The organism is Pseudodesulfovibrio nedwellii (assembly GCF_027923765.1).
In the GTDB taxonomy this organism is placed as follows: Bacteria; Desulfobacterota; Desulfovibrionia; order Desulfovibrionales; family Desulfovibrionaceae; genus Pseudodesulfovibrio; species Pseudodesulfovibrio nedwellii.
Genome location: NZ_AP026709.1, coordinates 2,112,543 through 2,139,401 on the forward strand (window position 1 = coordinate 2,112,543; position 26,859 = coordinate 2,139,401).

Consider the following 26,859-nt stretch of genomic DNA (forward strand, 5'->3'; position numbering starts at 1 on the left):
CACTTTGTCCCCTGTTTTTTTGTAGGGGTCTTTCTACTTTACCTGTTGAACGGCATCCTCCCGGAGGATGTTATTGTCGCTCTGGCCAAGGGCATGTTCAGTCTGGAAGATGTAATTATCGCCGTCCTGAACGGCACGCTCACAGCGGGCATTGTCTGGCTTTTCCATAGGGACAGAAATCGACGCCTCAAACGAGTGGGGGATCGTTCGCAACACCCCGTCGAAAAGAAAATGTTGCGACACGCCACCCTTGTAGGATTCATCGGAGGAGCGCTTGATGTGTTGCTTCTGCTCCACGCCGAAGGCGTTATCCTTATCACCATAATTGTCGTCGTTATTCTTGGTTTACACCTCAAAGCATTCAATCATCATATTGTCAGGATGCTCAAACCAGGCAACATCGCAACCTGGAATGAAGTATCCGAACTTATGCGAATCTACATGACCATGCTTGCCGGTTTCACTCTGCTCAACGCCACGCTGGAAGGTGCACACCTCCTCCTCGGAAGCGCTCCACCATTTGGATTCATGGTGAACGGCGGCGACATTTTTCTCAATTCATTCTATTATACGGTGGTCACCATGACCACACTAGGATTCGGTGACATTGTACCACAAACCTGGGATGGCAAATTGATGCTGATTTTCCAGTGTCTTGTCAGCTACATAATGTTTGCACTCATGGTCGGTATCATCACACGCGGCGTCGTCCGAGTCCGCGATAAAGACGAATACTAGGAGCTGCCATGCACCTTGACCCGCTCATCATTTTTTTCGCCTTCGGCTTCGGCTACCTGGCAAGTCGGGTCGGTCTGCCTCCATTGGTGGGATATCTTGTCGCGGGGTTTGCGCTCTCAACGCAGGGATATACTTCTGGACCGATCATTCAGGAAATAGCCGATATAGGTGTGACCATCCTACTCTTCACCATCGGCCTCAAACTCAAAATCAGAAATCTCCTCAAACCCGAAGTCTGGGCCGGAGCCTCTCTGCACATGCTCATCACCGTGGCCATCTTCTCGGCAGGGTTGATGGGGCTGGCCGCAACAGGCATGACATTTTTTGCAGGACTGAACCTGAAAACAGCGTTACTGATCGCCTTTGCACTCAGCTTTTCCTCCACAGTCTTCGCTGTAAAAATACTTGAAGAAAGCGGTCGTTCCTCCTCGCTCAACGGCAGAACAGCCATCGGCGTTTTGATCATTCAAGATATTTTCGCAGTGCTTTTTCTTACCTTTTCCACAGGCAAAATTCCGTCAATATGGGCGATTGTCGTTATCGGCGCACTGCCCATAGCCCGTTGGCTGTTCATGCGCATACTCAATCGTATAGGACATGGAGAACTGCAGGTTCTATTCGGGTTTTTCCTGGCTTTCGTGGCCGGAGCATGGGCCTTTAATATTGTAGGGCTGAAGGCGGACCTCGGCGCGCTCATCATGGGCATGCTGCTCGCACCACACGCAAGGGCCAGCGACCTTGCATCATCCCTCTATTCCATCAAGGATTTCCTGCTGGTCGGGTTCTTCCTTGAAATCGGACTGGCCGGACTACCTTCGCTCGCCACGTTAAATGCAGCACTTTTGCTCGTCATGGTCATCCCCATCAAGGTGGCACTGTTCTTCTTCCTGTTCTCCAGATTCCGTATGAAAGCACGGACAAGTCTCATCACTACCCTGAATCTGGCCAACTACAGCGAATTCGGTCTGATCGTCGGAGGGTTGGCTGTTGCCAATGGCTGGCTCGAACGCGACTGGCTCCTCGCTATTGCCGTAGCCCTGTCCATCTCGTTCGTCATAGCCTCGCCTTTCAACAAGATAGCTGACACCATTTTCGAAAAAGTACGCCTTCTCCTGAAACAATTTGAAACCGAGGAACGCCACCCGGATGAAGAACAATACGATGCCGGGACCTGGCAGATCGTCGTTCTAGGGATGGGACGTGTTGGAACCGGTGCATACGACTATTTCACTGAAAAATTCGGTCCTGTGGTGCTTGGTATTGATTTCAATGCGGACACCGTGGACACCTTATTAGAAAATGGAAAGCACGTTGGTCTCGCCGACGTTTCTGACCCGGATTTCTGGCACAAACTTCCTACGTCAGGAGCAATGGTCAGGCTGGTTGTTCTAACCATGCCCAACCTCGCTTCTCAGCTCTATGTCGTAAAAAAGCTCAAAGAACGTGGTTTCCCTGGACAAATCGCGGCTATGGCGACCTATGACGATGAAGTTGATGTCCTCCGCGAGGCCGGTGTCAGCACATCATTCAACGTTTTCGCCGAAGCCGGCTTTGGTCTCGGTTCTCATATATGCAAAGAAATGGATATATCAGATATAAAATCGATGAAACCGGAAGACAAAGCCTGATCACTCCGTCCCGCGTACATGTGCAACCTGTGCACACGGTTGCCGTCACGCCCGACATTGGATAGAGGTCCTTGAAACCAGACAGGCACTTCATGAAAAATATATCTCCGATTCGTTTCCGTCTTATTGTTCAGACCGCATTCACACTCTTTTGCATCTATGTCGGATTCCGCTTTGCCGCATTCCTCGCATGGGCAAACGGATTGTCCGACACGTTTGTCCCCAAACCGGGTGCCGTGGAAGGATTCCTGCCCATCAGCGCCCTGCTCGGCTTTCGCCGATTCATAACGACTGGAGAGTGGGACAGCATCCATCCAGCGGGGTTATCCATTTTCATCGCTGCCCTGCTCATGGCATTTCTTTTTCGCAAAGGCTTCTGCGGCTATGTCTGTCCCATCGGTTTCGTTTCCAATCTCCTCGAACGTGCCGGACGCAGGATAAACCTTTCCAAAACTCCGCCCAAATGGATCAACATACCGTTAACCGGCATTAAATATCTGCTGCTCGGCGGATTTTGCTTCGCCATATTTTCCATGGACGCCCGCTCGCTGGAGGCATTCATCACCGGACCGTACAACATGGTGTCCGACGCGAAAATGCTCGCATTCTTCACCAGTCCGTCCGCCCTGTCACTGACCGTCATCGGGGTGCTTGCCCTACTGAGCCTCATCGTCCGCAATTTCTGGTGCCGTTACCTCTGTCCATATGGCGCACTTCTCGGCCTGTTCGCATGGATCGGCCCGATCCATGTCAAACGCAACACTACCACCTGCATTGATTGCGGAAAATGCACGGCACATTGCCCTGCCGGTATCAGAGTACAGGACAAAAAAATGGTTCGATCACCCGAATGTATTGGTTGCGCACAATGTATAGCAGAATGCCCAGTGGACGGCTGCCTATCCTTTTCCGTGGCTGGCCGGAAGGGCATACCATGGTTAACCGTAGGCATCGGTACCGTAGCAGTCCTGATGCTTGTGTGGACGTGGGCAAAAACCACCGGGCACTGGGACAGCGAAATGCCGTCCTTCATGCTCAAGCGAATCTACACGATGGCTTTTGGAGCGTAAAACTATCGAAAGATTACTCCGCGCAATCCACGCAGAGTTCTGTTTCAGGCATGGCCTTGAGCCGAGCCATGGGGATCGGCTCCTCACATTCGACACACAAACCAAAATCCTCGTCTTCGTCCACCCGTCTCAGGGCTTCCTTCAAACGGACCAGCCGGACCTTGCTCTTTGAGTGCTGGGCTTCGGCCACGGACTGATTGACTATATTGTCCATGCGGGAAATACGTCCGATGGCGTTGTCCGGGGCCACTGGTTTAAGCAATTCCTTGAGTCGAGGAATCTCCATTTTCAAGGCTTCGATTTCTGCCTGAGCGTACACCTTGAACTCCTGCTTTTGTGCATCAGTCATTATCCCAACCCCCTTAATCTGTTCATGGCGTCCTCAAGGGCATCCATTTCCTTGGCAAAACAAAAGCGAACCAACGTCTCCCCTACTGGGCCGGAATAAAAAGCGGAACCAGGCACACAGGCCACGCCAGTCTTTTCCAACAGATGCAAAGCACGCTCCTTGGCCGTCTTCCCCGGCAATGAAGTCACATCCGCCAGCGTATAATACGCGCCATCCGGTACGTGAGGCGTCAGGCCGATATCTCGCAAGGTGTCGCAAAACATATCCCGTTTCATCTGGTGGTCATCTGATATACCCTGATAATATTCCGGCCCCAATTCTTCCAGTCCTCTGGCCGCACCAATCTGCAAAGGAGCAGGCGCACAGATATAGACCAAATCACTAAAATGGCCGATAGGCAAAGCCCATTCCGGGTCGCAGATGGCATACCCAAGCCTCCAGCCGGTGATGGCAAAGACTTTGGACAAACCTGAAATGGTAATCGTCCGCCGAGCCATGCCCGAAATAGTCGCAGGACTGATGTGTTCATGGCCGTCGAACACGAAATGCTCATATATCTCATCGGTAAAAACAAAAATATCATGAGACTCGGCAAAATCGGCAATGAGTTCCAATTCCTTACGGGAAAACACCTTGCCCGCAGGGTTGGATGGGGTATTCAAAATCATGGCGCGGGTCTTTGATGTTACGGCCTGCTCCAAATCTTCGGCGGTAAACTCCCAATTCGGCGGCTCCAGAATAATAGATACCGGCTTAATACCAAGCGAAGCCATGGTCACTATATGATAGCCATAGTATGGCTCGAAAACGATGACTTCGTCGCCCTCGTTGAGCAGGGCAAGACAGGCTGCGTAAAATGCGCCCGTGGCTCCGGCGGAAGAGACCACCTGATTCTCCGGGTTCACATCCATGCCGGTATATCGTTTCTGCTTGGCAGCTATAGCTTCACGAAACCGAGGCAACCCATCGAAGCGGGTATAAATATTGGTGCCCGCCTTCATGGCTTCCTCTGCCCCCTTGATGACCACATCCGGCACGGGCAAGTCACACACACCCTGTGCCAGGTTCACGCCGGACACTCGCGCGCATTCCAGCGTCATATTCCTGATTTCGGATTGGGCCACCAACGGTCTTCGCTTGCTCACTTTCAACGTCATGGGGTATTCTCTTCCTCATCCTCTGAATTTTTTACATGAAGGCACACTGTATATGACTTCACTCAGGAATAAAACCCTTGTCCTGACAGGCGCATCCATGGGTATCGGCGCTGCCCTTGCCCGTGAACTGGCATATGATGGCGTCAACCTCGTCCTTGGAGCGCGCACCGAATCAAAACTGACAAAAGCCCGCGATGCATGCCGTGCTCTTGGCGTCAAAGCGGAATGTCTGGCGGGTGATGTATCCTCCTCCAACGTAGCTCAGGAGTTGGTCCAAACAGCCCATGAACTCGGCAACTTTCACGGTTTCATCCATGCCGCTGGTGTTCTCGCACCCGGCCCCACGGTTTGGGAAACCACCAAAACCCGATTCCGCGAAGTCATGAACGCTTCCGTAGGCGCCGGGCATCAACTCATTCGCCATGCCACGCCTCTTCTTCTTAAACGTGGTGAAGGGTTGGCCGTTTTTTTCGGCTCCGGTGCGGCGGAACGCGCCCAACCCGGCATTGGGGCATATTGTACAGCCAAAGCCGCCGAAGAACATCTGGCCCGTCAATTGGCCGCTGAAGCTCCGGTCATTACCACGGTCATCTGGCGACCGGGTATCGTGGAAACACGTATGCAAAAAGATGCCAGAAACTCCACAGGAGGTGGTGCGGACCAACTCAAATCAGTCTTCAAACCGTGGAAAAAAGATGGATTGCTCATGACACCCAAACAATCTGCACGAGGGCTAGTCGACTTCCTTCATAATAATCCACGGCGCTACCACGGCAAAGTCGCGGATATCCGAAACATCTGAGGTTTTGTTGACGGAAACCCCCGGACCCCATATATCCTGATAGAGGAATCCAATCCATTATCAGTACAAGGAGATACCATGAAAAAATGTGCATACGCCTTCTGTCTGCTTTTCATCCTCGGCCTGCTGACTGCCTGTGGCGGTGATGACGTTGCCGACGATCCGAACCTATCTTCAGAGGCAAAGACCATTGTCGAAGAACTCGGTGGTCCTTTCTCCGATACGGAATTCAAAAAATTTCTCACAGACCTTCCGGATATCCCGAGTATGACCGCCCAGTCCCAGCAGGACATGGGAGAGGTCAGCGGCGCAGCCTTGTCTGCCAAGATTCTGGCCGAAGTCAAAAGCAAAGGGTGGAATGAAGAACGGTTCATGTACATATACAGCCATTCCATGGCCATGGTGAATGTGGAACAAATCAACATCATGAACGAACAAGTCAAAAAGCAGATGGAAGACATGCCGGAAGAGCAAAAGAAAATGATGGAACAGATGTTGAACAAACAGATGGGCGGACAGATGGAAGCGTACAAGGCTGAAGTCGATAAACAAGTGCCAGCCTCTGAACAGGCTATCATTCGGGACAACATGGAAGCCCTGTACGCCGCATTCGGCCTTCCTCAGGAATAATTCATAATGATTGAACGACTCACCTTGTGGGGGTTGGCTCCAGGCCGACACATTCCTGACATAGAATTGCCCGGCAGCCCCCAACGGTGCATGGGGCGTGCTCCGGTGGAAGACGATACAGGACGAGTATGGGTGCTGGAGCATCTTCACCCCGGCCAGTTTGACCACCGAGAACGAATCGGTCGCGCCTTGTCTTTCCTCGAAGGCACGGGGTTCCCGGTACCAGCCTACCTCCCGGATCTCAACGGACGTTTTGTGGCCGAACATGAAAACGATTATTATCAACTCTCTCCATTCGTTCCCGGTACTCCTCTGCCACAACCGGAATTCATCGAAGACAAAGAACGAGGCCACAATCTCGGTGCCGTCCTTGCGGCATTGCATACCGCCGGTGCAAACATCCGGGAATTCGACACAGAACCGCCGTTTATTCTGGAAAACTACATTAACGAACTCATGGCGAAGCTTGCACCGCGCCAACCAAAAATCCATGATGCATTGCTCCCGGCTATAGACTCGCTAGTCCCTCTTTTCGAAGCATGGGAGGACCTCCCCAAAGCGCTGTGTCACGGAGATTTCCACCCGCTCAACACCATTTGGCGCGACCAGTCCGTTGCCGCAGTCATTGATTGGGAATTCATTGGCATCCGGCCCGCACTGTTCGATGTGGCCAACTGCCTCGGTTGTATCGGCATTGAAGACCCTCTGGCCCTCGTTCGCGGCCTGACTCCAACCCTCTTGTCGACACTCCAGAAAACCGGCTGCCTCGAAAAAACAAACTTTGCCCTCTTACCGGAACTCATTCTTGGTATGCGGTTTGCGTGGATGTCTGAATGGCTCAGACGAAACGATACCGAAATGATTAACATTGAAATCGACTATATACGTCTATTTTCCAACTCCATAGATTCCCTCCTTCCCGCCTGGAAAAACCTCTTGGGGCAATCATGATTTTCGACAACACCTATACTCGACTCCCAAATCGATTCTTTCAACGGATCAACCCCGTTGTCGTCGAAAAACCCAGTCTTATTCGCATGAACACCTCACTGGCGAAGAAACTCGGTCTTCCCCTCCCCGATAACCACATCCAACTAGCCGAACTTTTTTCCGGCAATGTGCTCATGGACGGTATGGAACCCATTGCACAAGCCTATGCAGGCCACCAGTTCGGAAACTTCGTGCATCAACTGGGAGATGGTCGGGCCGTGCTCTTGGGGGAAGCAATCACCAAGCAGGGAACACGATTCGACATCCAACTCAAAGGGTCCGGTCAAACTCAATTTTCACGAAGTGGCGATGGCCGTTCTCCTCTGGGGCCGGTCATCCGAGAATATGTGATATCCGAGGCCATGCACACCCTCGGCATCCCCACCACCCGCGCTTTGGCAATGGTCGCCACCGGAGAAACCGTTCACAGAGAAACGACGTTGCCCGGAGCGATCCTGACACGTGTGGCTGCCAGTTTTATCAGGGTTGGGACTTTTGAATATTTCGCCGCAAGGAACGACGAAGAAGCACTCAGAAAACTGGCAGACTACACCATTCAACGTCATTATCCCGAAGTTGAAAAAGCAGACAATCCATATGCGACATTTTTCAATGCCGTCTGTCATGCTCAGGCAGAGCTGCTGGCCCGGTGGATGTGCGTCGGGTTCATTCACGGAGTCATGAATACCGACAATACCACTATTTCCGGCGAAACCATCGACTACGGCCCATGCGCTTTCATGGACCAATACAACCCGGCTCAGGTCTTCAGCTCCATCGACCATCAGGGGCGATATGCTTATAATCAACAGCCTCTCATAGCCCAATGGAACATGGGTTGCTTGGGCGGTTGCCTCATCCCACTTCTGCACACGGACGAACAAACCGCCCACAACCTCGGCGAAGATATCCTCGCCTCATTCACGCCGTCTTTTGCTCACTATTACCGTACTGGCATGTGCGCCAAGATCGGCCTTTCAAAAGAAAGCGATCATGGATTCGCTCATGCCAAACGGCTACTCGAAATAATGCATCAGGACCATGTGGATTTCACGGAATCATTCCGCATTCTGGGAGATTCGATCACGGATTCAGCACAATTTAAGGCACTCTTTTCCTCACGTGAAACAATCATACAATGGATTACAGACTGGCGAGAATTGCTCAATCAGGACCCTCGGAGTGCGGAAAAAACCAGCCACGCCATGCATGCAACCAACCCCGCAATCATTCCACGTAACCATCGCGTCGAAGAAGCTATCCGGGCAGCAGAAGATCATGGAGATTTTGCCCCCACTCACAAACTGATCGAAGTATTGAGTACACCATACGCAGACCAACCGAACCATCAGGAATATCGCTCCCCGCCAGAACCGTCGGAACGAGTTCAACAAACCTTTTGTGGAACCTGATCCCACAAGAAAAGAACATCTCTCAATTTTAAAAATACTGATTGTTGATTTAAAATCAGAACAGAAAACCGCCTTTGGCGGATGGGATCGAACACGCAGGACTCTGTCCTGCGCCTGTCGGCGCAATGGGTTTAACAAAAAAAAACCGACCCAAGGGTCGGCTTTTCATGTATTCGTATAAAAAAAGGATCAATCGTCAAGTTCGCTCGCCAAGGCGACAATCTCTTCACGAATTATGCGTGCGGCCTCTTCCGGGACCATCTGAGCTATTTCGTCACGCAATCGTTTTTCCAAATCTTCAACACGCGATTCAAGCATGGCGACCTTGTCTTGCAATTCAGCCATTGACGCCTCGCCTGCCTCGGAACGGACATCCACGAGAAGCTGATCTACGTCCACATCATCGGACACGTCATGCCCTGCGTCAGGCGGCATGATTTCAGCTGCCAGAACATCGTCCAAGTCAGCATCCAGATCGGGAATATCCATGTCTTCGTCTGTTTCAACATCCACGACATCGGACACATCAACTTCAACATTGTCCAGCAAACTGTCCACATCTTCGATGGCGTCGTCTTCCAACGCTTCCAAACCGGTCAATTCGCTGTCAGCCTCTTCGGCAGGTTTTTCGATCTTGCGAATGTCGGCAAACACATTCCCGGCCACAATCGCACTACTGTCTTCCTGTTCGGGGTCCGGCTCGGGCTCATCCATAATGGATTCGATATCAGCCTCAGGCACCGCCTGCTCCACCGGGACTTCCGGTGCAGATTCTTCGGCCAAGGCAACGTCCATCATGTCTTCGGGTTCTGGAGAAATTTCTTCAACTTCAGATTCGGACACAGCCTCAATTGCAGGCTCTTCCGTTTCCTCAAGAATCATATCTTCAGCCATATCTTCGGCGAAATCATCAGGGAGCTCTTCCATCACATCAGAAGACATTTCCTCAACGTCCGGTTCGGAAACAGCATCCTCTTCAGCTTCGAGGGCTTCTTCTTCCAACAGATCATCAAGTTCCAGAATATCGTCATCCGAATCATCCACTTCCGCCACAAGGTCGTCCAATTCGATGGCGTCCTCATCGGCTTCGGATTCAGGCTCCGGCTCGGGGTCATTGACCTCGGCGATATCGTCCACCAAGGCTTCAACCTCAGCGGCACTCTCGTCCGTCACTTCCTCAACAACATCGTCGAGCACCAGCGGTTCATCCTCATCATCTTCAATGATATCATCCAGCACGATCAACTCGTCAACTTCATCGGCACTGGCGGCAGATGCTGCCACGGCGTCGAGATCAATGACTTCATCCGCTTCTTCGGCAATATCATCCAGCACGATAGGGTCGTCCTCCGCAACATCGTCGAGCATAACTGGCCCGTCGTCGCTGTCAGTGGAAACGTCGTCATCCAGATCGTCAGCAAAAAGATCTTCAAGCTCCTGCTCGAAATCAGCATCCACGGAATCTGGATCCAGCCCTTCATTTTCGGGCGCGGTATCGTTCAAGACGTCGCTTATATCAACATTCTTGTCGTTGGGGGAAGGCGGGGGAGCCGGGGTCATATGTACCTCCTGAGAGAAGGTTTAAAAAAAAGGGGAGCTGTCTTCAACAGCCCCCCTCGAATTACCCTAGCGTTTTACTTCTTGGGGTGACAGGCCTTACAGCTAACGGGGGCTGCCTTGCCGGCCTTCTTTTCTACCTTGTGGCAGCCAAGACAGGAAGCCTTGGACTTCTTGTTATGGAAAGCCTGGTAGAAGCCCTTCGGGTCTTTCTTGGCGGCTTTGCTGGCGTCCATGTGACAGCCTTCAGTGGCACAGCCCTTGACTGCTTCCTTGGACTCGGCCTTATGGTGACACACCATACAGTCGATACCGAGCTCAGAATGCTTCTTGTGCGGGAATTCGACAGCTGTTTTAGTTGCCTTGACGCCCTCGGGAGCCGTCATGGTGATCTGGTCGGGAGCTGCATTGCCAGCAATAACTGCGGGCAGCGCGAAAACACATACCAGAGCGACAACCATAAGGCTGATGATCAGTGATTTCTTCATTTACCTAGTTCCTCCTGTTGCATAAAAAAATAAACAGTCACACTCTCTACTTAGCGGGATAAATGATGTATCCCCCCCCTGTCAAGCGAGGGAATGCTAGCGTAGACCCCCGCTTTTACCTGATAAAGGTCCTTCAAGGCAAGGGGCTTTTGTTACTTTTCTCACGACATCAAATGTCATATTTTTGATGATACCCACGCGGAGTCAATAATCGGCCTCCCGTAATCCTTGTTGCTGAATTGCCCACAATGAGTACGGTTTGCATATCAACGGCCTCAACATCCACGCTGCTTAAGGTCACGGCCTTCACTGACTGTCCCTGCCTGTAAGCCTTCCCCACAACACCGACAGGTGTCTCAGGCCCACGGAATTCACCAATAATATCAAGAGCTTTTTGCAAATGATCATGCCGTTTTCTGGAACGGGGATTATAGATGGCAATAACGAAATCAGCACCGGCAGCAGCGGCCAGTCGCTTCTCGATAAGTTCCCAAGGTGTGAGCAAATCACTCAAGCTGATGGAAGCAAAATCGTGCATGAGCGGTGCACCAAGCAGCGCCGAAGCCGCATTGAAAGCAGCCACTCCGGGGATGATTTCAAAGGGAATTTTCTCGAGTAATCCTTCGGCTTCAAGAATTTCCAGGATCAATCCGGCCATGGCATAAATACCGGCGTCGCCGCTGCACACCATGACGGTTTTTTTGCCTGAACGAGCGCACTCCACAGCAGCCTTGACCCGTTCAACCTCGCCCATCATACCGGTGGACACGACTTCCTTGCCTTCAAGTAATTCAGGCGGCGTCAGTTCAATGTATCCCTTATATCCGGCAATTACGTCCGCTTCCTCAAGAGCCTTTCTGGCCGCAGGAGTAAGCAAACTTTCATCACCCGGTCCCAAACTGACTGCCTTAATCACCTTTGGCCCTCGCAACAGCCAGCGTCACGGTGCTGGTCTTTTCCTTGGTCACAACCAGCTCACCGCCATGCGTCGCCAGCAGGGCCGAAGCCTCGGCCACGGAAGGGACATTCATGTGTGCTAATACCATATCGGACGGCGTAGGCACATCGATGGATGCTAGCTGTTTGGTAGAATAAAAAACAGGATCAACGCCAAAATCATGGGCTGCTTCCAGCAATCCGGCCTCATGACGTTTGGCTTCAACCGACCCCAGAGAAGCAATACTCTTCAAAGCAAGCCCCTTCGCCTTGAATACCGCATGTACGTGATCGAGAATCTCCTCTTTGGACACGTCAAGGCGACATCCAACCCCCAAATGCAGCATACGTGGATGCAGACAAAGTGCCCCTTGCGGACAATCGTCATGCCATGTCACCCAGATACCGGGACGATTCTTATCCCAGTCGGCAGGGTCGCTTATCCCTTCAAAACTCATATCCCACGCCAAGCCAAGCCAGTCCTCAGGATCATGCAGTTGGACTGTCATTCCTTCCAAAAGGGCAATATTCACGAATTTGACGCGGCTGATGTCGTTGATAACCAATCCTCGAGACTGAGCGAGCATATCTATGGACAAAACGCCGACAGAATCGGTGGCTGTAGTAATGACCGGCTGTCCATCAAGAACACGAGCACATCGTGTGGACAATTCATTGGCACCACCCAAATGTCCGGCCAGCAAACTGATGGCGTACTGTCCTTCCTGATCAAGACAGACCACGGCAGGGTCAGTCTCCTTGCTTTGCAGGTGTGGCGCGATGCAGCGCACCGCAATACCTGCGGCGGCAACAAACACATGAGCATCAAATGTATTGAAGGTTGCTGAAATCAGTTCGGACAAAGAGTCGAACGGAGCAGCTCCTTCGGCCTCAAGACGTCGGGACGCGTAAACGGTCCCGCCCAGCTTGGCAGCCAGACGGCTGACAATAGTATGCCCTTTGCTGGTCAGGGCGTAATATGCAATTTTCTTTACAGACATCCTCTCTGTTTATCAGCATCACGCCTGATTCGAAAGTGAAAAATGCGATGAATACCCCCTCAAAAAGAGAAGAATTACCTTCTTTTTTCCTAACAAAAACGGGTCGGTACACAAACATGTGTACCGACCCGTCGAGATTATCATTTGAAAGGACTGTCTAGAATTCAACCTTGCGAGCCGCCTCCAACGTCTTTTCAAAATCTTCATCCGTATGAGCAAAGGAAGTAAAGGCACACTCGAAACCAGCCGGAGCCAGATATACACCTTGAGCAAGCATTTGCTGCCAGTAGGTTGCATAGGCCTCAGAATCACACTGGCCGGATTCGATCATATTGGTCACCGGCTTGTCTGAAAAATACATGGTAAAAGCGGAACCGATCTGTACCAAATGTACAGGCTTGCCCTTACCCTCGACGATGGATGCCAACTCTTCGGTAAAAGCCGTGGTCCGGGCTTCCAGAGCAGCGTAGTCACATTCAGCCAAACGGTTCAAGGTTGCCAGTCCTGCGGCCATGGCGACCGGGTTGCCAGACAGTGTACCTGCCTGAAAAACGCCGCCCACGGGGGCCATATGTTCCATGATCTCACGCTTGCCGCCAAAACAGCCCACAGGGAAACCGCCGCCGATGATCTTGCCAAGGGTGGTCAAGTCAGGAGTGATGCCGTAGCATTCCTGCGCTCCACCGCGAGCCAGCCTGAAGCCGGTGATAACTTCATCAAAAATAAGAACCGCGCCATACTGGGTGCACACATCACGCAAACCCTGAAGGAAACCGTTTTTGGGTTTGACCAAGCCCATGTTACCTGCGGCAGGCTCCACGATGATACAGGCTATCTCGTCGCCGGACTCTTCGAAAAGGGCCTTGACCGCATCGAGATCATTGTACTGAGCGAGCAACGTGTGCTTTGTCACCTCTTCAGGGACACCGGGAGTGCCGGGAACAACAGCTGCGGCAGAACCGGCAGCAGCCAAGAATGCGTCAGCATGACCGTGATAGTTGCCGATGAACTTCACGAACTTGTTGCGGCCAGTGTAGCCTCGCGCCAAACGCAAGGCAGACATGGTGGCCTCAGTACCGGAGGAAACCATGCGCATCATGTCCATGGAAGGAACAAGTTTGTTGATGGCCTCGGCCAGAGCGACCTCGCCGAAACAGGGTGCGCCGTAGCTGGAACCTTGATCAATGGCCTTGTGCGCAGCCTCGGAGACAGCAGGGTCCTGATGACCAAGAATCTGCGGTCCCCAGGAAAAAACGTAATCAATGTATTTGCGACCATCTACATCATACAGATACGCACCCTTCGCGTTCTCGATGAAGACAGGTTCAGCATTGACATACCTGCAAGCGCGCAGTGGTGAATTGACACCGCCAGGCATAAGGGTCTTGGCCTTGGCGTAGAGTTCTTTTGAGTTCATTGCAGCCTCGAATAGTGTATCGAATTATTTATTTGAAATAGACCATGGAGGTCTTCTTAAGCTCTTTGAGTGACTTCAACACGCAGTTGTCATCAATACCGATGATCTGCTCCAGTTCGGCCACTACTTCATTGGCATGACCGGGGCGTTCGCCATGAACCATCGTATATAAATTATACGTCCACTCCGGGTAGGTACGTCGAATGTAACAATGAGAAATCTCGGAGCGGGCCGCGCAGATCTCACCAATTTCGTCACTCCGCTCCTCCGGCACACGCCATGCCACCATGGCGTTGTGGCCGTAGCCCGCCTTCTGATGTCTGAGCGTAGCCCCGAAGCGACGAATGATCTTGCGCTCCTTGAGGTCGGCCAAAAGGTTGATAACGTCCTGCTCGTCCACGCCCACTGCCTCGGCAATAGTCTTGAACGGCTGCTCGGTGTCCGGCAAATCCTTGCCTGCCAGAGCGAGTATCCTTTCTTCGGTCTCGGTGAATTGTATAGCCATGGGAGGGTCTATACATCCGGCTGAAACAGGATGCAACCATGTGCACGATTTCATCTCACTGCCCCCCGGATTGAGGACTTGCCACCAACTCCCGCCGCACGTATGCTAAAAGACTGTATAAAGCACGAAAGGAGTCCTTGCATGAAAATAGCAGTTCTGGGCGCAGGCGCCTGGGGAACAACCCTGGCCGACATGCTCGCAAAGAACGATGTAAACACCACTTTGTGGGCACGTGAGCCTGAAGTGGTGGCCAATATCCGTGAAAAAAGAGAAAACGCGACATTCCTGCCGGGCGTTCCCTTGTCCGAAAAGCTCAACATCGAATCCGACCCTGAAACAGCTTTTGCCGGGGCCGACTACTTTTTGGTCGTCATCCCCAGTCAATTCATCCGGCCCGCCCTTGAAGGGTTCCGGGATATCCTGCCGATGAATCCGGTAATCGTCTGTGCTTCAAAAGGCATCGAGCTAAACTCTCTGGCCCCCATGTCCCGAGTGGTCGCCGAAGCACTTGAAGGTAAACGTCCCCGTTACGCGTCGCTGTCCGGGCCATCCTTTGCCGCCGAGGTCTCCGCCGACATGCCCACATCCGTTTCTCTGGGCTGTGAAGACCATGAGCTTGGCCGTGAATTGCAGGAAGCCTTTTCCACCCCATTTTTCCGCGTTTATTTCACACCTGACTATCGTGGTGTGGAACTGGGCGGTGCGGTCAAAAACGTTATCGCTATTGCCGCAGGCATGGCCGATGGTCTCAATTTCGGTCATGATGCCAGAGCCGCACTCATCACCCGAGGACTGGCCGAACTGAGCCGCCTTGGAGAAGCCATGGGTGGGCAGGAACGTACCTTCATGGGACTGTCCGGCATGGGCGATCTCGTGTTGACCTGTACCGGCGACCTTTCCCGCAACCGGCAGGTGGGCCTGAAACTCGGTCAGGGCCAGAAACTCGACAACATCATCAGCGAGATGAAAGCCGTGGCCGAAGGCGTCAAAACCACCAAATCCTTGTACGACCTTTCCAAAAAACTCAATGTGGAATTGCCCATTACAGACCAAGTGTATAAGATACTCTATGAAGACAAAGACCCGGCTCAGGCCACTCGTGACTTGATGAACCGGGATTTGAAAGACGAATAAACAGGGAGTCGCCATGCGCCAGCTCGTTCTCACCGTGAGTCTCATCATTTTGACACTCGCCCTGCTCATGTTCTCAGGATGTTCCAGAGCATGGTATCATTCGGACCTCAGCGGCACAGCGGCTGACGAACAATTCGCCAAGGACTCGGACGACTGCAAGCTCAATGCAATGGACATGTATCCGCTGGATAAGCACATGCAGTCCCAAGGCTATGAGAAGTGCCTGCAAGAAAAGGGCTGGATGCACCAGCGCGACTACGACGGAATCCGCTTCGAAACCAAACCCAGATAATCGGGGGACACCATGACTCACGGTCCGATTCTGGTTCTCGGCTCCACCGGCTATGTTGGCGGACGGCTTGTCCCACTCCTTTTGGAAAAAGGATTTACCGTGCGCGCCGCTGGCCGGAGCGTGGAAAAGATCAAGGCTCGGTCGTGGGGTAACAACCCTAATGTCGAGGCTGTCCAAGCGGATATGCATGATGCGGACAGTCTGAGTCGAGCCGCCGAAGGTTGCACCGCAGCCTTCTATCTGGTCCACTCCATGAGCAGCCCCGGCCGGGATTTTGCGGAGCAAGAGCGCGACGCGGCTTACAACATGGTCACGGCAGCGCAACACGCGGACCTATCACGCATCATCTATCTGGGCGGTCTTGGTGAAGACCATGAAGATCATCCGCTGTCCAAACATCTTCGCTCCCGCGCCGAGGTAAGCCGTATTCTCGCTCTTGGCCCGGCCAAAGTGACAACCCTGCGCGCCGCACAAATCGTCGGGTCTGGTTCCTCTTCATTCGAACTAGTGCGGTATCTTGCGGACCGACTCCCGTTCATGATCACCCCCAAATGGGTACGGACCAGGACCCAACCCATTTCCATACGGAATGTACTCGGCTACTTGGTCGGCTGTTTGGAAAATGATGAGACAGCAGGACTGACATTGGATATTGGTGGACCGGACATCCTCTCCTATCAGGAACTATTTCAGTTGTACGCTGAAGTAGCCGGTATTCCAAAACGACGCATTTATCCATTCCCCTTTCTCTCGCCGCGCCTTTCATCTTTCTGGGTGTCCATGATCACCCCCATGCCCATGACCCTGTCCAGATCACTGATTGAAGGATTGCGTAACGAAGTTATTTGTCGGGACGACCGCATCCGCACACTGGTCCCGCAAGAACTTGTGTCCTGCCATGAGGCCATTCGTCTGGCTTTGGACAAGACCGAACACCAAAAAGTGGAGACCTGTCTTTTTGACGTGGGCAGTGCGTGCATGCCGGAATGGGCATCGGAAAACGACCCCAAGTATGCTGGCGGCACCCGATTTGAAATGGGCTACAAAGCCCGACTTCAGGGCGATCCGGCAAAAGTATGGGATGTGGTGACACGCATCGGCGGCGAACAGGGATGGTATTACGGCGACCCGCTCTGGCGACTGCGAGGATTTATCGACCGTGTTCTGGCTGGGCCGGGACTGAAACGCGGCAGACCGCATGGCAACGGCACCCCGCGTGTGGGTGACGCCCTCGATTTCTGGCGGGTTTTGGCCAGTGACGAAGGCCGCAGACTGTTACTTCTGGCTGAAATGCGTCTGCCCGGAGAGGCCCTGCTGGATTTCAAATTCGATTCGCAATGGGGCAATGCCGTAGACTTGTCCATGACCGCCAAATTCCTCCCCAAGGGACTGACCGGCATTCTCTATTGGTATGCCATGTACCCCTTCCATGTGGTCTTGTTCAAAAATATTCTCAAAAATATTTCCGACCTGGCGGGAACCCACCTTTACGAACCGCCACGCCGAGTCGACTAGGATCAGAATGGCCGAAAAACTTCGTACAGGACGAACCACCGGATCGTGCGCTTCGGCAGCGGCCATGGCGGGAGTCCTCTTCCTTTTGACTCGGGCACAACCCGACTCGGTGAACATCCCCCTGCCCCCCGGCGGCACGCTGACTGTCCCTATTGAGCGATACAATCCCGAGGGGGAAACCGTGCGAGTTACCGTCATCAAAGACGGTGGCGACGACCCTGACGCAACCCACGGATGCGAAATTCAAGCTGTTGTCTCCGTCGACACAATGACCCACGGCGAACTGTCTGTGGACGTTGATGGGGGAAGAGGAGTAGGCCGCGTCACCCTGCCGGGTCTGCCCGTTAATGTAGGCAAAGCAGCCATCAATCCCGAACCGCTCCGCCAGATTGAGAAAGCTATACTCACAGCCGCCCCTTCTCTGACACACGGCCAAATCTCAGTTTTGATCGAAGTCCCGGAAGGGAAGGATATCGCCCACAAGACCATGAACGCCCGACTGGGCATCGTCGACGGCATTTCCATCCTCGGCACACAGGGAATCGTCAAACCATTTTCCCATGATTCATGGCGCGCCACAGTCGCAGAAGGGTTGGATGTGGCCAAGGCGCAGGGATTGGATTACGCAATTTTCACCACGGGGAGACGGTCTGAACGACTCTATCTGGAGCACAGCCCGACCACCCCGGAGTTGGCACTGATTCAGGCTGCGGACTTCTTCGAATTTTCCATGCAGGCCGCAGCAAAACGCGGCTTTACGCATGTCACATGGAGCATGTTTTTCGGCAAATTGGTCAAACAAGCGCAAGGACTTCCTTATACCCATGCCAAAACACATCCGGTTGACTTCGACCGACTGGCCGACTGGTGCGAAGAAGCAGGAGTCGCCGCGCCCTATCTTCCGACCATCCGAGAAGCCAACACCGCCGTGCAGGTCCTCGGCATGTTGATTGATGATCCGGCGCGGCCCGCCCTCATCAATATTCTTGTCAATGAAGCGAAACGAAACGCAGAGGCCTTTGCGGACAACCGAATATCCGTCAACTACCAGATCTATAATTTTGACGGTTCCACATTGCGATAACTCAACCCATTCACTACAAAAAAACTCTTTTTTTACAATTGCCTCGGTAAAGAAAGCATCCTCATCTTCCGATAGGACCATAGGGGAGACGTGTACGGTTTCGCACACGATGTTCAACTTTGGTCGAGCGCCCCATGGGAGACTCTGGCTCTGCACCACGTATCCGTGCGTCAGGGCTGAAATATCAGCATAAAGGGGCGCGCATGCCAAGGGTGTCTATTGTCATACCCAACTATAACTATGGCCGATTTGCCGACAGACTTTTCGGCTCCATAGCCGCACAATCCATGCCGCTTGGAGACATGGAAATATTCTTTGTTGACGACGGCAGCAATGACGATTCGCTAGAGCGAGCAACTCACTGGGCGACACACATTCCCTGTGAACGATTTGAAATCATCTCATTGTCCCGAATCGGCAAACCCGGCCCGGTACGAAACCATGGGCTGGCACTCGCAACAGGCGAATACCTGTTCTGCATGGACCCGGACGACACCCTGCACCCAGAGTATCTGGCTCGATGCGTCAACACGCTTGAGAACACACCAAAAATTGACCTGATCTATACGGATTACCGGGAAAACACGCTTGATGGTTCCCGAGAGGTTGGACTTCCCAAATTCAATCAGGGATTGTTGCGCATACAAAACATCCTGCCGAGCACTGCCCTCTACCGGCGTGAAGTTTGGGACGCAGGCATTCGTTACCGCGACAACACCGAATATGAAGACTGGGATTATTGGATACAATGCCTGATGGCGGGAGCCAATTTTATTCGCCTCCCTGAAGTTCTCTATAATTATGAAATTCACACTTCAAATTTCTCCCATCATGCACAAAAAAACGATGGACATGCCAAGGCGCAAATCGTTTTGAACAACGTATCTTTTTTCCACCCCCTCGTTCAGGAATGGGCAAAGGATTACATGCGGGGAAGACTCCATTCACAGGCCTTTCAACGAGGCCACATCCCAAGCCCGAAAGATGTACGAGCCTTGCTAAAAACCGTGGAACAAAAAGTTTTCAAGGCGTCGGGATTCTAATCCGAATACCAATAAAAAAAGGGCTGTGTGATTTCACACAGCCCTTTTTTTATATCAGATGGAATAGTTCATCATTCGTTCTGAAAAGCTTCCCAGTCGGCCAAAAATGTAGCCAACCCCTTATCCGTCAAGGGATGTTGCATCAACTGCATGATAGTAGCGTATGGCAAAGTAACCACGTCCGCACCGATCAACCCGGATTCAATGACGTGCATGGGATGTCGCACGGATGCCACCAAAATTTTTGTCGCAAAGCTGTAGTTGTCGAATATAGTCCGCATCTGATCCACGCTTTCCATACCGGACTGTCCCAGCCCATCAAGCCTGCCCACAAACGGTGAAACATAGGTAGCTCCGAGCTTGGCTGCCAACAATGCCTGTGACGGAGAAAAAACCAACGTGACGTTGGTCTTGATTTCACGTTCACGCAATTCCTTGAGTGCCTTCATTCCCTCGGGAATCATGGGGATTTTCACCACCACATTAGGGCCAAATGAGACAAGGTCCTTAGCTTCCTTAATCATTTCTTCGTGAGTAGTACCTATGACTTCAAGCGAAACAGGACCATCAACGGCATCACATATAAGCGAAGCCTGTTCGCGCCAATCGCCACCCTCGCGAGACATGAGCGTAGGGTTAGTGGTCACGCCGTCAAGCAAACCGAGTTCATTGACTTCGCGTATCTGGTCCAAATTGGCCGTATCCAGAAAGAATTCCATGTGTCCTCCTTATGAGACCGGTACAGGATAATCCTCGTATTGATTATGCCGTGCATAGCATACTCGAAAAAGAGTGGAAACCTTCCGCAAACGTTTTCGATTCCACAACCATTCTCCTTTCACCTTTCTTCGGTTTCGTTTACATTAGCCGCATGTCGATCATGGAACCCATCAAAATACTCGGACTTTCACCCGGCGCACTCGAAATTTCGAACGCTGCCAGAAAGACTCTAGCCACTGCCAATCTGGTCGTCGGCGGCAAGCGATTGCTTGCAGCCTGTCAAGACGCAATATCACCCAAAAATTGTGCAACACTACCTATCACAGGCCCTCTGCCGCCAATTATCGACACGATCCGCAAAGCAGCGAAAGTCGGTGACTCCGTGGTGGTACTCGCAGATGGGGACCCGCTCTTTTTCGGCATCGGCAAACGATTGGGTGAAGACCTTGGTCGAGAAAACATCGTTGTTGAACCGAATATTTCCACAATGCAACTGGCTGCAGCCCGACTCAAATTGCCATGGCAGAAAATGGATTTTGTCTCCCTGCATGGACGCGACGATTTTGCGCCACTCTATGCCGCGCTGGTCAGAGCCGATCTCATCGCAGTTTTTACCGACAAGGAAAACACTCCCGCAGAAATCGCACGAGCTTTACTCGAACGCGGTGCCGACTGCTTTGCCATGACTGTCCTTGAAGATCTCGGCTCACCAGAGGAACAAATTCGTCCATTGGCCCTCCCTGACACATGGGGCATGGAATTCTCAGATCTCAACCTCGTTATACTGGAACGCTTGTACCCACCGGAGATCGAGTTAACGCTCGGCATCCCTGATCATTTCTATCTGCATCAGAAAAACCTGATCACCAAATTGCCTGTACGGGCCACTGGCCTTGCCCATCTTAATGTCGAACCGGACTCCACGGTCTGGGACCTCGGCGCAGGTTGTGGTTCAGTTTCTATCGAGGCATCTCATTTAGCCCGACGTGGCCGTGTTTTTGCCGTAGAGAGACACAAAACTCGTGCGGCCATGATCCGCGAAAACATCCGTCGTACCGGCGCATGGCTGGTCGACACGGTGCTTGGCGCAATGCCCGACTCTCTCGAAGGACTGCCTGAACCGGACCGCATTTTCATCGGCGGAGGACTGGGGGGCGAATCAAATCAGAAGACATCCCTGCTTGCCGTTGCCTGCGACCGGCTCAAACCACGAGGGCGCATGGTTGTCCATTGCATCCTGCTCGACTCCCTGCATGAGGCAAAAGACCATTTCCAAAAACTCGGTTGGCATTTCGGCGTGACCCAGCTTCAAGCCTCGGCCACCGACTCTCTGGCCGGAGACCTTCGCTTCAAAGCGCAAAATCCTGTTTTCGTTTTATGGGCTGAAAAACCCTAGAAGCTGCCAAAGCATAATTATTGGCAGCCCACACACCATAGAGTACCATGAACCACATGCCTGCCAATAAAGACCATCACCCCCTTCGAGCCTTGCGTGCATGGGCTCTTTACGACTGGGCCAACTCGGGATTCGCCGCATTGGTGCAAACCTTTGTGTTCGCGGCCTATTTCACCAAAGCCGTCGCCGAGAACGAAACCTTGGGCATTGCTCAATGGGGCAACATGATGGGCGTGGCGGGCTTGATCATTGGCATTGGCGGGCCGATACTCGGAGCCGTGGCCGACCGTTCTGGTAGACGCAAACCGTGGCTCGGTCTGTTCACCGGCGTATGTATCACAGCCACGTTTCTACTCTGGTTCGTCCAGCCGAACGCTTCATACGTCTGGCTTGGTCTTTTTCTGGCCGGAATCGGCACTATCGGCAGCGAATACGCAATGGTTTTCTACAACGCCATGCTCCCGGATCTGGCAGAACCCAAAATCATTGGCCGCTGGTCCGGCTGGGGTTGGGGGCTGGGATACGCAGGTGGTCTGATCCTGCTCATCATCGCACTCTATGGATTCGTACAACCGCCGGGCTGGTTCAGCGTCCCTCGCGAAGGAGCCATGCACATCCGGGCAGTCATGCCACTGACAGCACTTTGGTATCTAATATTCTGCCTACCCATATTTCTCTACTCCCCAGACAAACCGTCCACGGGAGTTCCGCTTAAAAAAGCGATAACAGGGGCATTTTCCCAATTACACGACTCCATCAAACATGTCCGCGACTACCGAGGCATCGCCATCTTCCTGCTGGCCCGCATGTTCTACAACGACGGCCTGACCACCATGTTCGCCTTTGGCGGCATCTACGCGGCTGCAACCTTCGGTATGTCCGCGTCCGAAGTCATTCTCTTCGGCATTGGATTGAATGTCACCGCAGGCTTGGGGGCAGCGTCCTTTGCATGGCTCGACGATTGGCTCGGACCACGCAAAACTATTCTTTTCTCCTTGATCGGACTCGTGATTCCGGGCGCAGCCATTCTGCTCGTCACAGACAAAACCCTGTTCTGGATTTTCGGGCTGGCCATTGGTATATTCGTGGGACCAGTGCAGGCATCAAGCCGGTCCTATTTGGCCCACGCGGCTCCCGCCAAACTGCGCACCGAAATGTTCGGTCTGCTCGCACTTTCCGGCAAGCTGACATCGTTCATCGGGCCGTTTCTGGTGGGTTGGCTGACTCTCGCCTCCGGCAATCAACGTGTGGGTATGGGGGCTGTCATCGGACTGTTTGTCCTTGGCCTGATCGGCATGCTGTTTGTGCCTCCCGTGAAAAACACAAAATGAGGAAAAAGCCATGTCCAACTTCCGCTTTGACCTGACTGAAGAAGAAAAAAGCTATCTCAAAGAACTTGTTGTTCAGTCCATTTCTTCCGGCCTCAACCCGAATGGGGAAACCGACGGTCCGACAGAACCGCCAACCGACACCCTCAAGGAACAATTGGGAGCCTTTGTCACGCTCAAACTTGGTGGCCAACTACGCGGATGCATCGGCAATGTTCAAGGCAGCGGAGAACTGTATCGAACCGTCTGGAGCATGGCCCATAGCGCGGCCTTTGAAGACCCTCGATTCCCACCTGTAACCAGCCATGAATTCGACGCCCTCGATTATGAAATATCCATCCTGAGTCCCGTCGAAATATGCCCCAACCCCAAATTAGTGGAAATTGGTCGACACGGATTAATCATGTCCAGCGGAAGGCGGTCCGGCCTGCTCCTGCCTCAGGTTCCCGTAGAATGGGACTGGGATCGGGAAACATTCCTAGCCCAAACCTGCGTCAAAGCAGGATTACCACAAAACGCCTGGAAGGACGAAAATACAACACTTTTTTGGTTTGAAGCTGTCGTCTTCTAAACAGATTAAACCGATCTTTTCCATTTTCATACACAAAGTATTATCCGCAAACGGGACTTTCTCCTATCGACATGGTAAGGATAGATCAGATATATTTCCTTCTATGATGAGTAATATTGCCTACAAAACGAAATACTGTTCATCCATCACTCCGAAGATCAGGTAGCATCGTATCATGACCAAAAAAATCATCACCCCCGAGAACAACACCCTTGCGCCAGCCGACGCCAAGGTTGTGGTCATTCCCGGCGTCAAGATGAGCATCTCTTTGGGAAAAGAGGTTGTGATCCGAATTCCGGGAACCGAACAATCATATCGAGGCAAGATCGTGGGTTTCGATCCCTACGAATATGTGATTGCCAATGTCCGCTTACCCTCCCGCATCCGCCAAGAACTCGCCTTCGGCGGCCAAATCGTGCTGAAATACATCCACAAAGGTACGGTTTACGGCTTCAAGACGACGGTGCACAACGCCATCACTTCGCCAACGTCCCTCATCTTCTTCGACTACCCCAGCACCATCGAAAAAATCGAACTGAGGCGCAAGGAACGCGCCAGGTGCAGCATTGACGGCGCATTGCATTCTTCGGATGGAGCGCATGATTGTCTGGTCGTCAATGTCAGCGAGACCGGATGCAAGATTTCGGCGCGGGCCGGGAATCGGGATACGATATCCACAACACAGGTGGACGACACCCTGTTCGTTGTCATGAATCTTGGAGCGGACGGCACTCTCAAACTCCCTATAGTGGTGCGAAATATGAAACGGGAAAAGGGCATCCTCACCCTTGGTGCGATGTTCTTGGACATCACCAAAGAGGAAGAAAAGCGCATCGTGAAATACTTGGCCAGGGTTCAAAGACACACTCGCTAACCAAACACAAAAACCATGATAAAAAAAATTCCAATCAACGAACTGAAACAGGGAATGGAGGTAGTGGAGCTTTCTTCGGAAATGTGGAAGCACCTGCCGTATCTGTATGCTCATCCGGGGATCATCTCATCCGTGGAAGAAGTCGCTCGTATCAAGGCTGAAGGGTATCAACAGGTTTTCGTCAAAACCGAAAATTCCGACGGCCAATCTGACGAGGAACGGCTCGACCACCTTATTCGCCAGCGCGAAGAGACGCCTTTAAGCACGCCGCGCACACCCTTTTCAGAAGCTATCAAGACCGCCAGCGTCACCTATGAAAGTGCCATGACCTACGCCATGCGGATCGTCAACGATGCAAAATTGGGCCGAAAAATTGATTATGACACAGCCGTGGAAACCGCCAGCGCCATTGTGGACTCAGCCGTCAGCAACCCGGACACGTTGGTCTGCCTGTCAAAACTGTCTTCCTTTGACAATTATACTTACACCCACTGCATAAACGTGGCCGCCATCGCCGTGGTCTTCGGTGAATTCATCGGCATGTCCCGCGATGACCTCATCCTGCTCGGTACCGCAGGCATGATGCATGATCTAGGCAAGACAACCGTTCCAAGTCGGATCGTCAACAAACCCGGCAGACTCACCAAATTTGAATGTGAAGAGATGAAACGGCACCCTGTGTATGGACGCACGATTCTGAGCAAAAACAGAGCAATTCCATCCAAGGTGCTCGTCGCGGTCCGGGCGCACCACGAAAAATTCAACGGCACCGGATATCCAGACGGATTAACACGCAAAGACATCCCGGCCTTTGCCCGCATCCTGTGTCTGGCCGACATTTACGATGCTCTGACCAGTGACCGCTGTTACAAACACGCCATCCTGCCCAACAAAGCCTTGGGAATCATGTATGGCATGCGTGACCAGGATTTCGACCCTACGGAAATCCAATTGTTCATCAAATGTCTGGGGATATTCCCATCTGGAAGCTTTGTCCGTTTGAATACCGGCAATTATGCGCTGGTCTTCGAATCCAATGCGCAACAACCGCTTTACCCAAAAATCAAGGTCATCATGGACAAACAAATGCGCCCTATTAAAGCTTGGGACATTGACCTCTCGACCCAAAACCCCGAAGCTCCCGACTCCGTAGAAATCACCGAATGTGCCGACCCCTCAGATTATCGTCAAAATCTCATGGAATTCATGCTGCCTCAATGATACTAAAGAGACGATATGTACACACAGACTGACATCCACTTCTCTCAGGAAACATCATGATAGATACTCAAGTATGGGTCGTCATACTCAGCCTTACCTTTCTGCTCTATGCCATCAAATGGTTCATCAGTCGCAAACGAAGCGTCAAGGTCTACCGCATCAGCCCTCAGTCGCTCCAACGGTCCAAAGAAGTGCTGATGGCCGTCCTTCCTCTGATTGAGGATGAAAATGATTTCCCACTTGATCGATCAAAAATCCCCTATTCCAAGGAAGACATAAAAAGTGCGGCCAAAATTTTGGCCTATTATTTTTGGAGAAAGAAACGCCACGACGAATTGCAACGCATCAAGAATTGCTTTGTCTCAATTTCCCGATTTCAGGATTCCAATCAAGACCTTGAAACCCAGGAACGAACAGCTGCCAGAGAAAGAAAACAACTGAAGCGTGAGTTGGACTTTTACATGACCCACTCTCCTTTCAATGCAACCAAATCCAGAAAACAGCCCTGATTATTCCTTTGGTGAGCATTCGCTCCGAATCTCGACAAACCGCTCTTTCAGTTTGCCAACAATATAATCGTACCCTTCATATGTATGCGGAATCAGACAGGTGGTGCAATCCTTTACGCCGCTTTCAGACCGTCGGTAATTCCCACCACACTCTTCAAAAAAATACAGCGGACAATAGCAAAAAAGGCAATTGAACTTTTCCGGTCTGCTCGTCTTATGACAAGGGAAATACTTACATTCCGAGTTGTTGAAGAATCTATAACTATTTTTCATGACGTCACATCCGATTAAATTTTAGGCCCATGGTGGGAGACATATAGCATACGCTCAAGGGGGGATTCTTCGCAAGATACTCTAAATCTCAGATTCTTTACAAACACGTAACCGACAACAAAAACATCGGCTTTCCTCTCGCGCCACCATTATAATCCTCTTTTTTTAACATTTTCATTATGCAGAGAGAATAGGGATAATCCCTGTTAAATTTCAGAT

28 protein-coding genes are annotated in these 26,859 nt (G+C 52.0%); 18 read left to right on the top strand and 10 right to left on the bottom strand.

Features of this window, described 5'->3' with window-relative positions:
• Positions 1–45: 45 nt before the first annotated feature.
• The 3 genes from SYK_RS09900 to SYK_RS09910 all read left to right on the top strand — a co-directional run bounded on the left by SYK_RS09900 (position 46) and on the right by SYK_RS09910 (position 3,436).
• A complete protein-coding gene (locus tag SYK_RS09900) occupies positions 46–738 on the top strand; it encodes a potassium channel family protein (protein WP_281760099.1) in 693 nt (230 codons plus the stop codon).
• A gap of 8 nt (positions 739–746) precedes the next feature.
• The gene (locus SYK_RS09905; RefSeq protein ID WP_281760100.1) at positions 747–2,366 is read left to right on the top strand and encodes a cation:proton antiporter domain-containing protein; all 1,620 of its coding nucleotides are present in this window, start codon (positions 747–749) and stop codon (positions 2,364–2,366) included.
• 92 nt (positions 2,367–2,458) lie between these two features.
• The gene (locus SYK_RS09910) at positions 2,459–3,436 is read left to right on the top strand and encodes a 4Fe-4S binding protein (RefSeq protein WP_281760101.1); all 978 of its coding nucleotides are present in this window, start codon (positions 2,459–2,461) and stop codon (positions 3,434–3,436) included.
• Between the two features lie 13 nt (positions 3,437–3,449).
• Here the strand turns inward: SYK_RS09910 and SYK_RS09915 are convergent, their stop codons facing one another.
• A complete protein-coding gene (locus SYK_RS09915) occupies positions 3,450–3,785 on the bottom strand; it encodes a TraR/DksA family transcriptional regulator (protein WP_281760102.1) in 336 nt (111 codons plus the stop codon).
• On the bottom strand, positions 3,785–4,942 hold the full coding sequence (locus SYK_RS09920; RefSeq protein WP_281760103.1) for a pyridoxal phosphate-dependent aminotransferase: 1,158 nt from the start codon (positions 4,940–4,942) through the stop codon (positions 3,785–3,787). Before SYK_RS09920 ends, SYK_RS09915 begins: the two co-directional genes overlap by 1 nt.
• 52 nt (positions 4,943–4,994) lie before the next feature.
• Here SYK_RS09920 and SYK_RS09925 point away from each other — a divergent pair, with 52 nt between their 5' ends.
• The 4 genes from SYK_RS09925 to SYK_RS09940 all read left to right on the top strand — a co-directional run bounded on the left by SYK_RS09925 (position 4,995) and on the right by SYK_RS09940 (position 8,776).
• Positions 4,995–5,744: an SDR family NAD(P)-dependent oxidoreductase gene (locus tag SYK_RS09925; RefSeq protein ID WP_281760104.1), complete on the top strand. Its 750-nt coding sequence runs from the start codon at positions 4,995–4,997 to the stop codon at positions 5,742–5,744.
• A 78-nt stretch (positions 5,745–5,822) separates the two neighbouring features.
• The gene (locus tag SYK_RS09930; RefSeq protein WP_281760105.1) at positions 5,823–6,374 is read left to right on the top strand and encodes a hypothetical protein; all 552 of its coding nucleotides are present in this window, start codon (positions 5,823–5,825) and stop codon (positions 6,372–6,374) included.
• Between the two features lie 6 nt (positions 6,375–6,380).
• Positions 6,381–7,325: a phosphotransferase enzyme family protein gene (locus SYK_RS09935; protein ID WP_281760106.1), complete on the top strand. Its 945-nt coding sequence runs from the start codon at positions 6,381–6,383 to the stop codon at positions 7,323–7,325.
• Positions 7,322–8,776, top strand: coding sequence for a protein adenylyltransferase SelO (locus tag SYK_RS09940; protein ID WP_281760107.1), 1,455 nt, complete (start codon positions 7,322–7,324; stop codon positions 8,774–8,776). The genes SYK_RS09935 and SYK_RS09940 overlap by 4 nt, the downstream gene beginning before the upstream one ends.
• Positions 8,777–8,965: 189 nt before the next feature.
• Here SYK_RS09940 and SYK_RS09945 read toward each other — a convergent pair whose 3' ends face one another.
• The 6 genes from SYK_RS09945 to ahbB form a co-directional block, all read right to left on the bottom strand.
• Positions 8,966–10,336 (bottom strand): hypothetical protein, encoded by a 1,371-nt coding sequence (locus tag SYK_RS09945; RefSeq protein WP_281760108.1) that lies wholly within the window; start codon positions 10,334–10,336, stop codon positions 8,966–8,968.
• 74 nt (positions 10,337–10,410) lie between these two features.
• A complete protein-coding gene (locus SYK_RS09950; RefSeq protein WP_281760109.1) occupies positions 10,411–10,821 on the bottom strand; it encodes a cytochrome c3 family protein in 411 nt (136 codons plus the stop codon).
• 169 nt (positions 10,822–10,990) lie between these two features.
• Complete coding sequence (gene cobJ, locus SYK_RS09955) at positions 10,991–11,737, bottom strand: precorrin-3B C(17)-methyltransferase (protein WP_281760110.1); 747 nt, start codon at positions 11,735–11,737, stop codon at positions 10,991–10,993.
• Positions 11,730–12,758: a cobalt-precorrin 5A hydrolase gene (locus SYK_RS09960; protein ID WP_281760111.1), complete on the bottom strand. Its 1,029-nt coding sequence runs from the start codon at positions 12,756–12,758 to the stop codon at positions 11,730–11,732. Before SYK_RS09960 ends, cobJ begins: the two co-directional genes overlap by 8 nt.
• 157 nt (positions 12,759–12,915) lie before the next feature.
• Entirely contained in the window at positions 12,916–14,175 is a 1,260-nt protein-coding gene (gene hemL, locus SYK_RS09965; protein WP_281760112.1) for a glutamate-1-semialdehyde 2,1-aminomutase, read from the bottom strand.
• 28 nt (positions 14,176–14,203) lie between these two features.
• On the bottom strand, positions 14,204–14,680 hold the full coding sequence (gene ahbB / locus SYK_RS09970; RefSeq protein WP_281760113.1) for a siroheme decarboxylase subunit beta: 477 nt from the start codon (positions 14,678–14,680) through the stop codon (positions 14,204–14,206).
• Between the two features lie 141 nt (positions 14,681–14,821).
• Here ahbB and SYK_RS09975 point away from each other — a divergent pair, with 141 nt between their 5' ends.
• From SYK_RS09975 to SYK_RS09995, 5 genes are all read left to right on the top strand, one after another.
• The gene (locus SYK_RS09975) at positions 14,822–15,814 is read left to right on the top strand and encodes an NAD(P)H-dependent glycerol-3-phosphate dehydrogenase (RefSeq protein WP_281760114.1); all 993 of its coding nucleotides are present in this window, start codon (positions 14,822–14,824) and stop codon (positions 15,812–15,814) included.
• Positions 15,815–15,827: 13 nt separating this feature from the next.
• Positions 15,828–16,106 carry a hypothetical protein gene (locus SYK_RS09980; protein WP_281760115.1) on the top strand — a complete coding sequence of 93 codons (279 nt, stop codon included), beginning with the start codon at positions 15,828–15,830 and terminating at the stop codon, positions 16,104–16,106.
• A 12-nt stretch (positions 16,107–16,118) separates the two neighbouring features.
• Positions 16,119–17,621 (top strand): SDR family oxidoreductase, encoded by a 1,503-nt coding sequence (locus SYK_RS09985; RefSeq protein WP_281760116.1) that lies wholly within the window; start codon positions 16,119–16,121, stop codon positions 17,619–17,621.
• A gap of 7 nt (positions 17,622–17,628) precedes the next feature.
• Positions 17,629–18,705, top strand: a complete 1,077-nt coding sequence (cbiD, locus tag SYK_RS09990; RefSeq protein WP_281760117.1) for a cobalt-precorrin-5B (C(1))-methyltransferase CbiD — start codon at positions 17,629–17,631, stop codon at positions 18,703–18,705.
• Between the two features lie 134 nt (positions 18,706–18,839).
• Positions 18,840–19,748 (top strand): glycosyltransferase family 2 protein, encoded by a 909-nt coding sequence (locus SYK_RS09995; protein ID WP_281760118.1) that lies wholly within the window; start codon positions 18,840–18,842, stop codon positions 19,746–19,748.
• A 71-nt stretch (positions 19,749–19,819) separates the two neighbouring features.
• Here SYK_RS09995 and fsa read toward each other — a convergent pair whose 3' ends face one another.
• A complete protein-coding gene (gene fsa, locus SYK_RS10000; protein ID WP_281760119.1) occupies positions 19,820–20,467 on the bottom strand; it encodes a fructose-6-phosphate aldolase in 648 nt (215 codons plus the stop codon).
• Between the two features lie 152 nt (positions 20,468–20,619).
• On the opposite strand from fsa, the gene cbiE reads away from it, so the two are divergent.
• From cbiE to SYK_RS10030, 6 genes are all read left to right on the top strand, one after another.
• Positions 20,620–21,864 carry a precorrin-6y C5,15-methyltransferase (decarboxylating) subunit CbiE gene (gene cbiE, locus SYK_RS10005; protein WP_281760120.1) on the top strand — a complete coding sequence of 415 codons (1,245 nt, stop codon included), beginning with the start codon at positions 20,620–20,622 and terminating at the stop codon, positions 21,862–21,864.
• A 56-nt stretch (positions 21,865–21,920) separates the two neighbouring features.
• Positions 21,921–23,195, top strand: coding sequence for an MFS transporter (locus SYK_RS10010; RefSeq protein ID WP_281760121.1), 1,275 nt, complete (start codon positions 21,921–21,923; stop codon positions 23,193–23,195).
• 10 nt (positions 23,196–23,205) lie between these two features.
• Positions 23,206–23,763, top strand: coding sequence for an AmmeMemoRadiSam system protein A (gene amrA / locus SYK_RS10015; protein ID WP_281760122.1), 558 nt, complete (start codon positions 23,206–23,208; stop codon positions 23,761–23,763).
• Positions 23,764–23,938: 175 nt separating this feature from the next.
• Positions 23,939–24,637: a flagellar brake protein gene (locus tag SYK_RS10020; RefSeq protein ID WP_281760123.1), complete on the top strand. Its 699-nt coding sequence runs from the start codon at positions 23,939–23,941 to the stop codon at positions 24,635–24,637.
• 15 nt (positions 24,638–24,652) lie between these two features.
• The gene (locus SYK_RS10025; RefSeq protein ID WP_281760124.1) at positions 24,653–25,858 is read left to right on the top strand and encodes an HD-GYP domain-containing protein; all 1,206 of its coding nucleotides are present in this window, start codon (positions 24,653–24,655) and stop codon (positions 25,856–25,858) included.
• A gap of 56 nt (positions 25,859–25,914) precedes the next feature.
• A complete protein-coding gene (locus tag SYK_RS10030; protein WP_281760125.1) occupies positions 25,915–26,367 on the top strand; it encodes a hypothetical protein in 453 nt (150 codons plus the stop codon).
• Here the strand turns inward: SYK_RS10030 and SYK_RS10035 are convergent, their stop codons facing one another.
• Positions 26,368–26,640, bottom strand: coding sequence for a cysteine-rich small domain-containing protein (locus SYK_RS10035; protein ID WP_281760126.1), 273 nt, complete (start codon positions 26,638–26,640; stop codon positions 26,368–26,370).
• Positions 26,641–26,859: the final 219 nt, after the last annotated feature.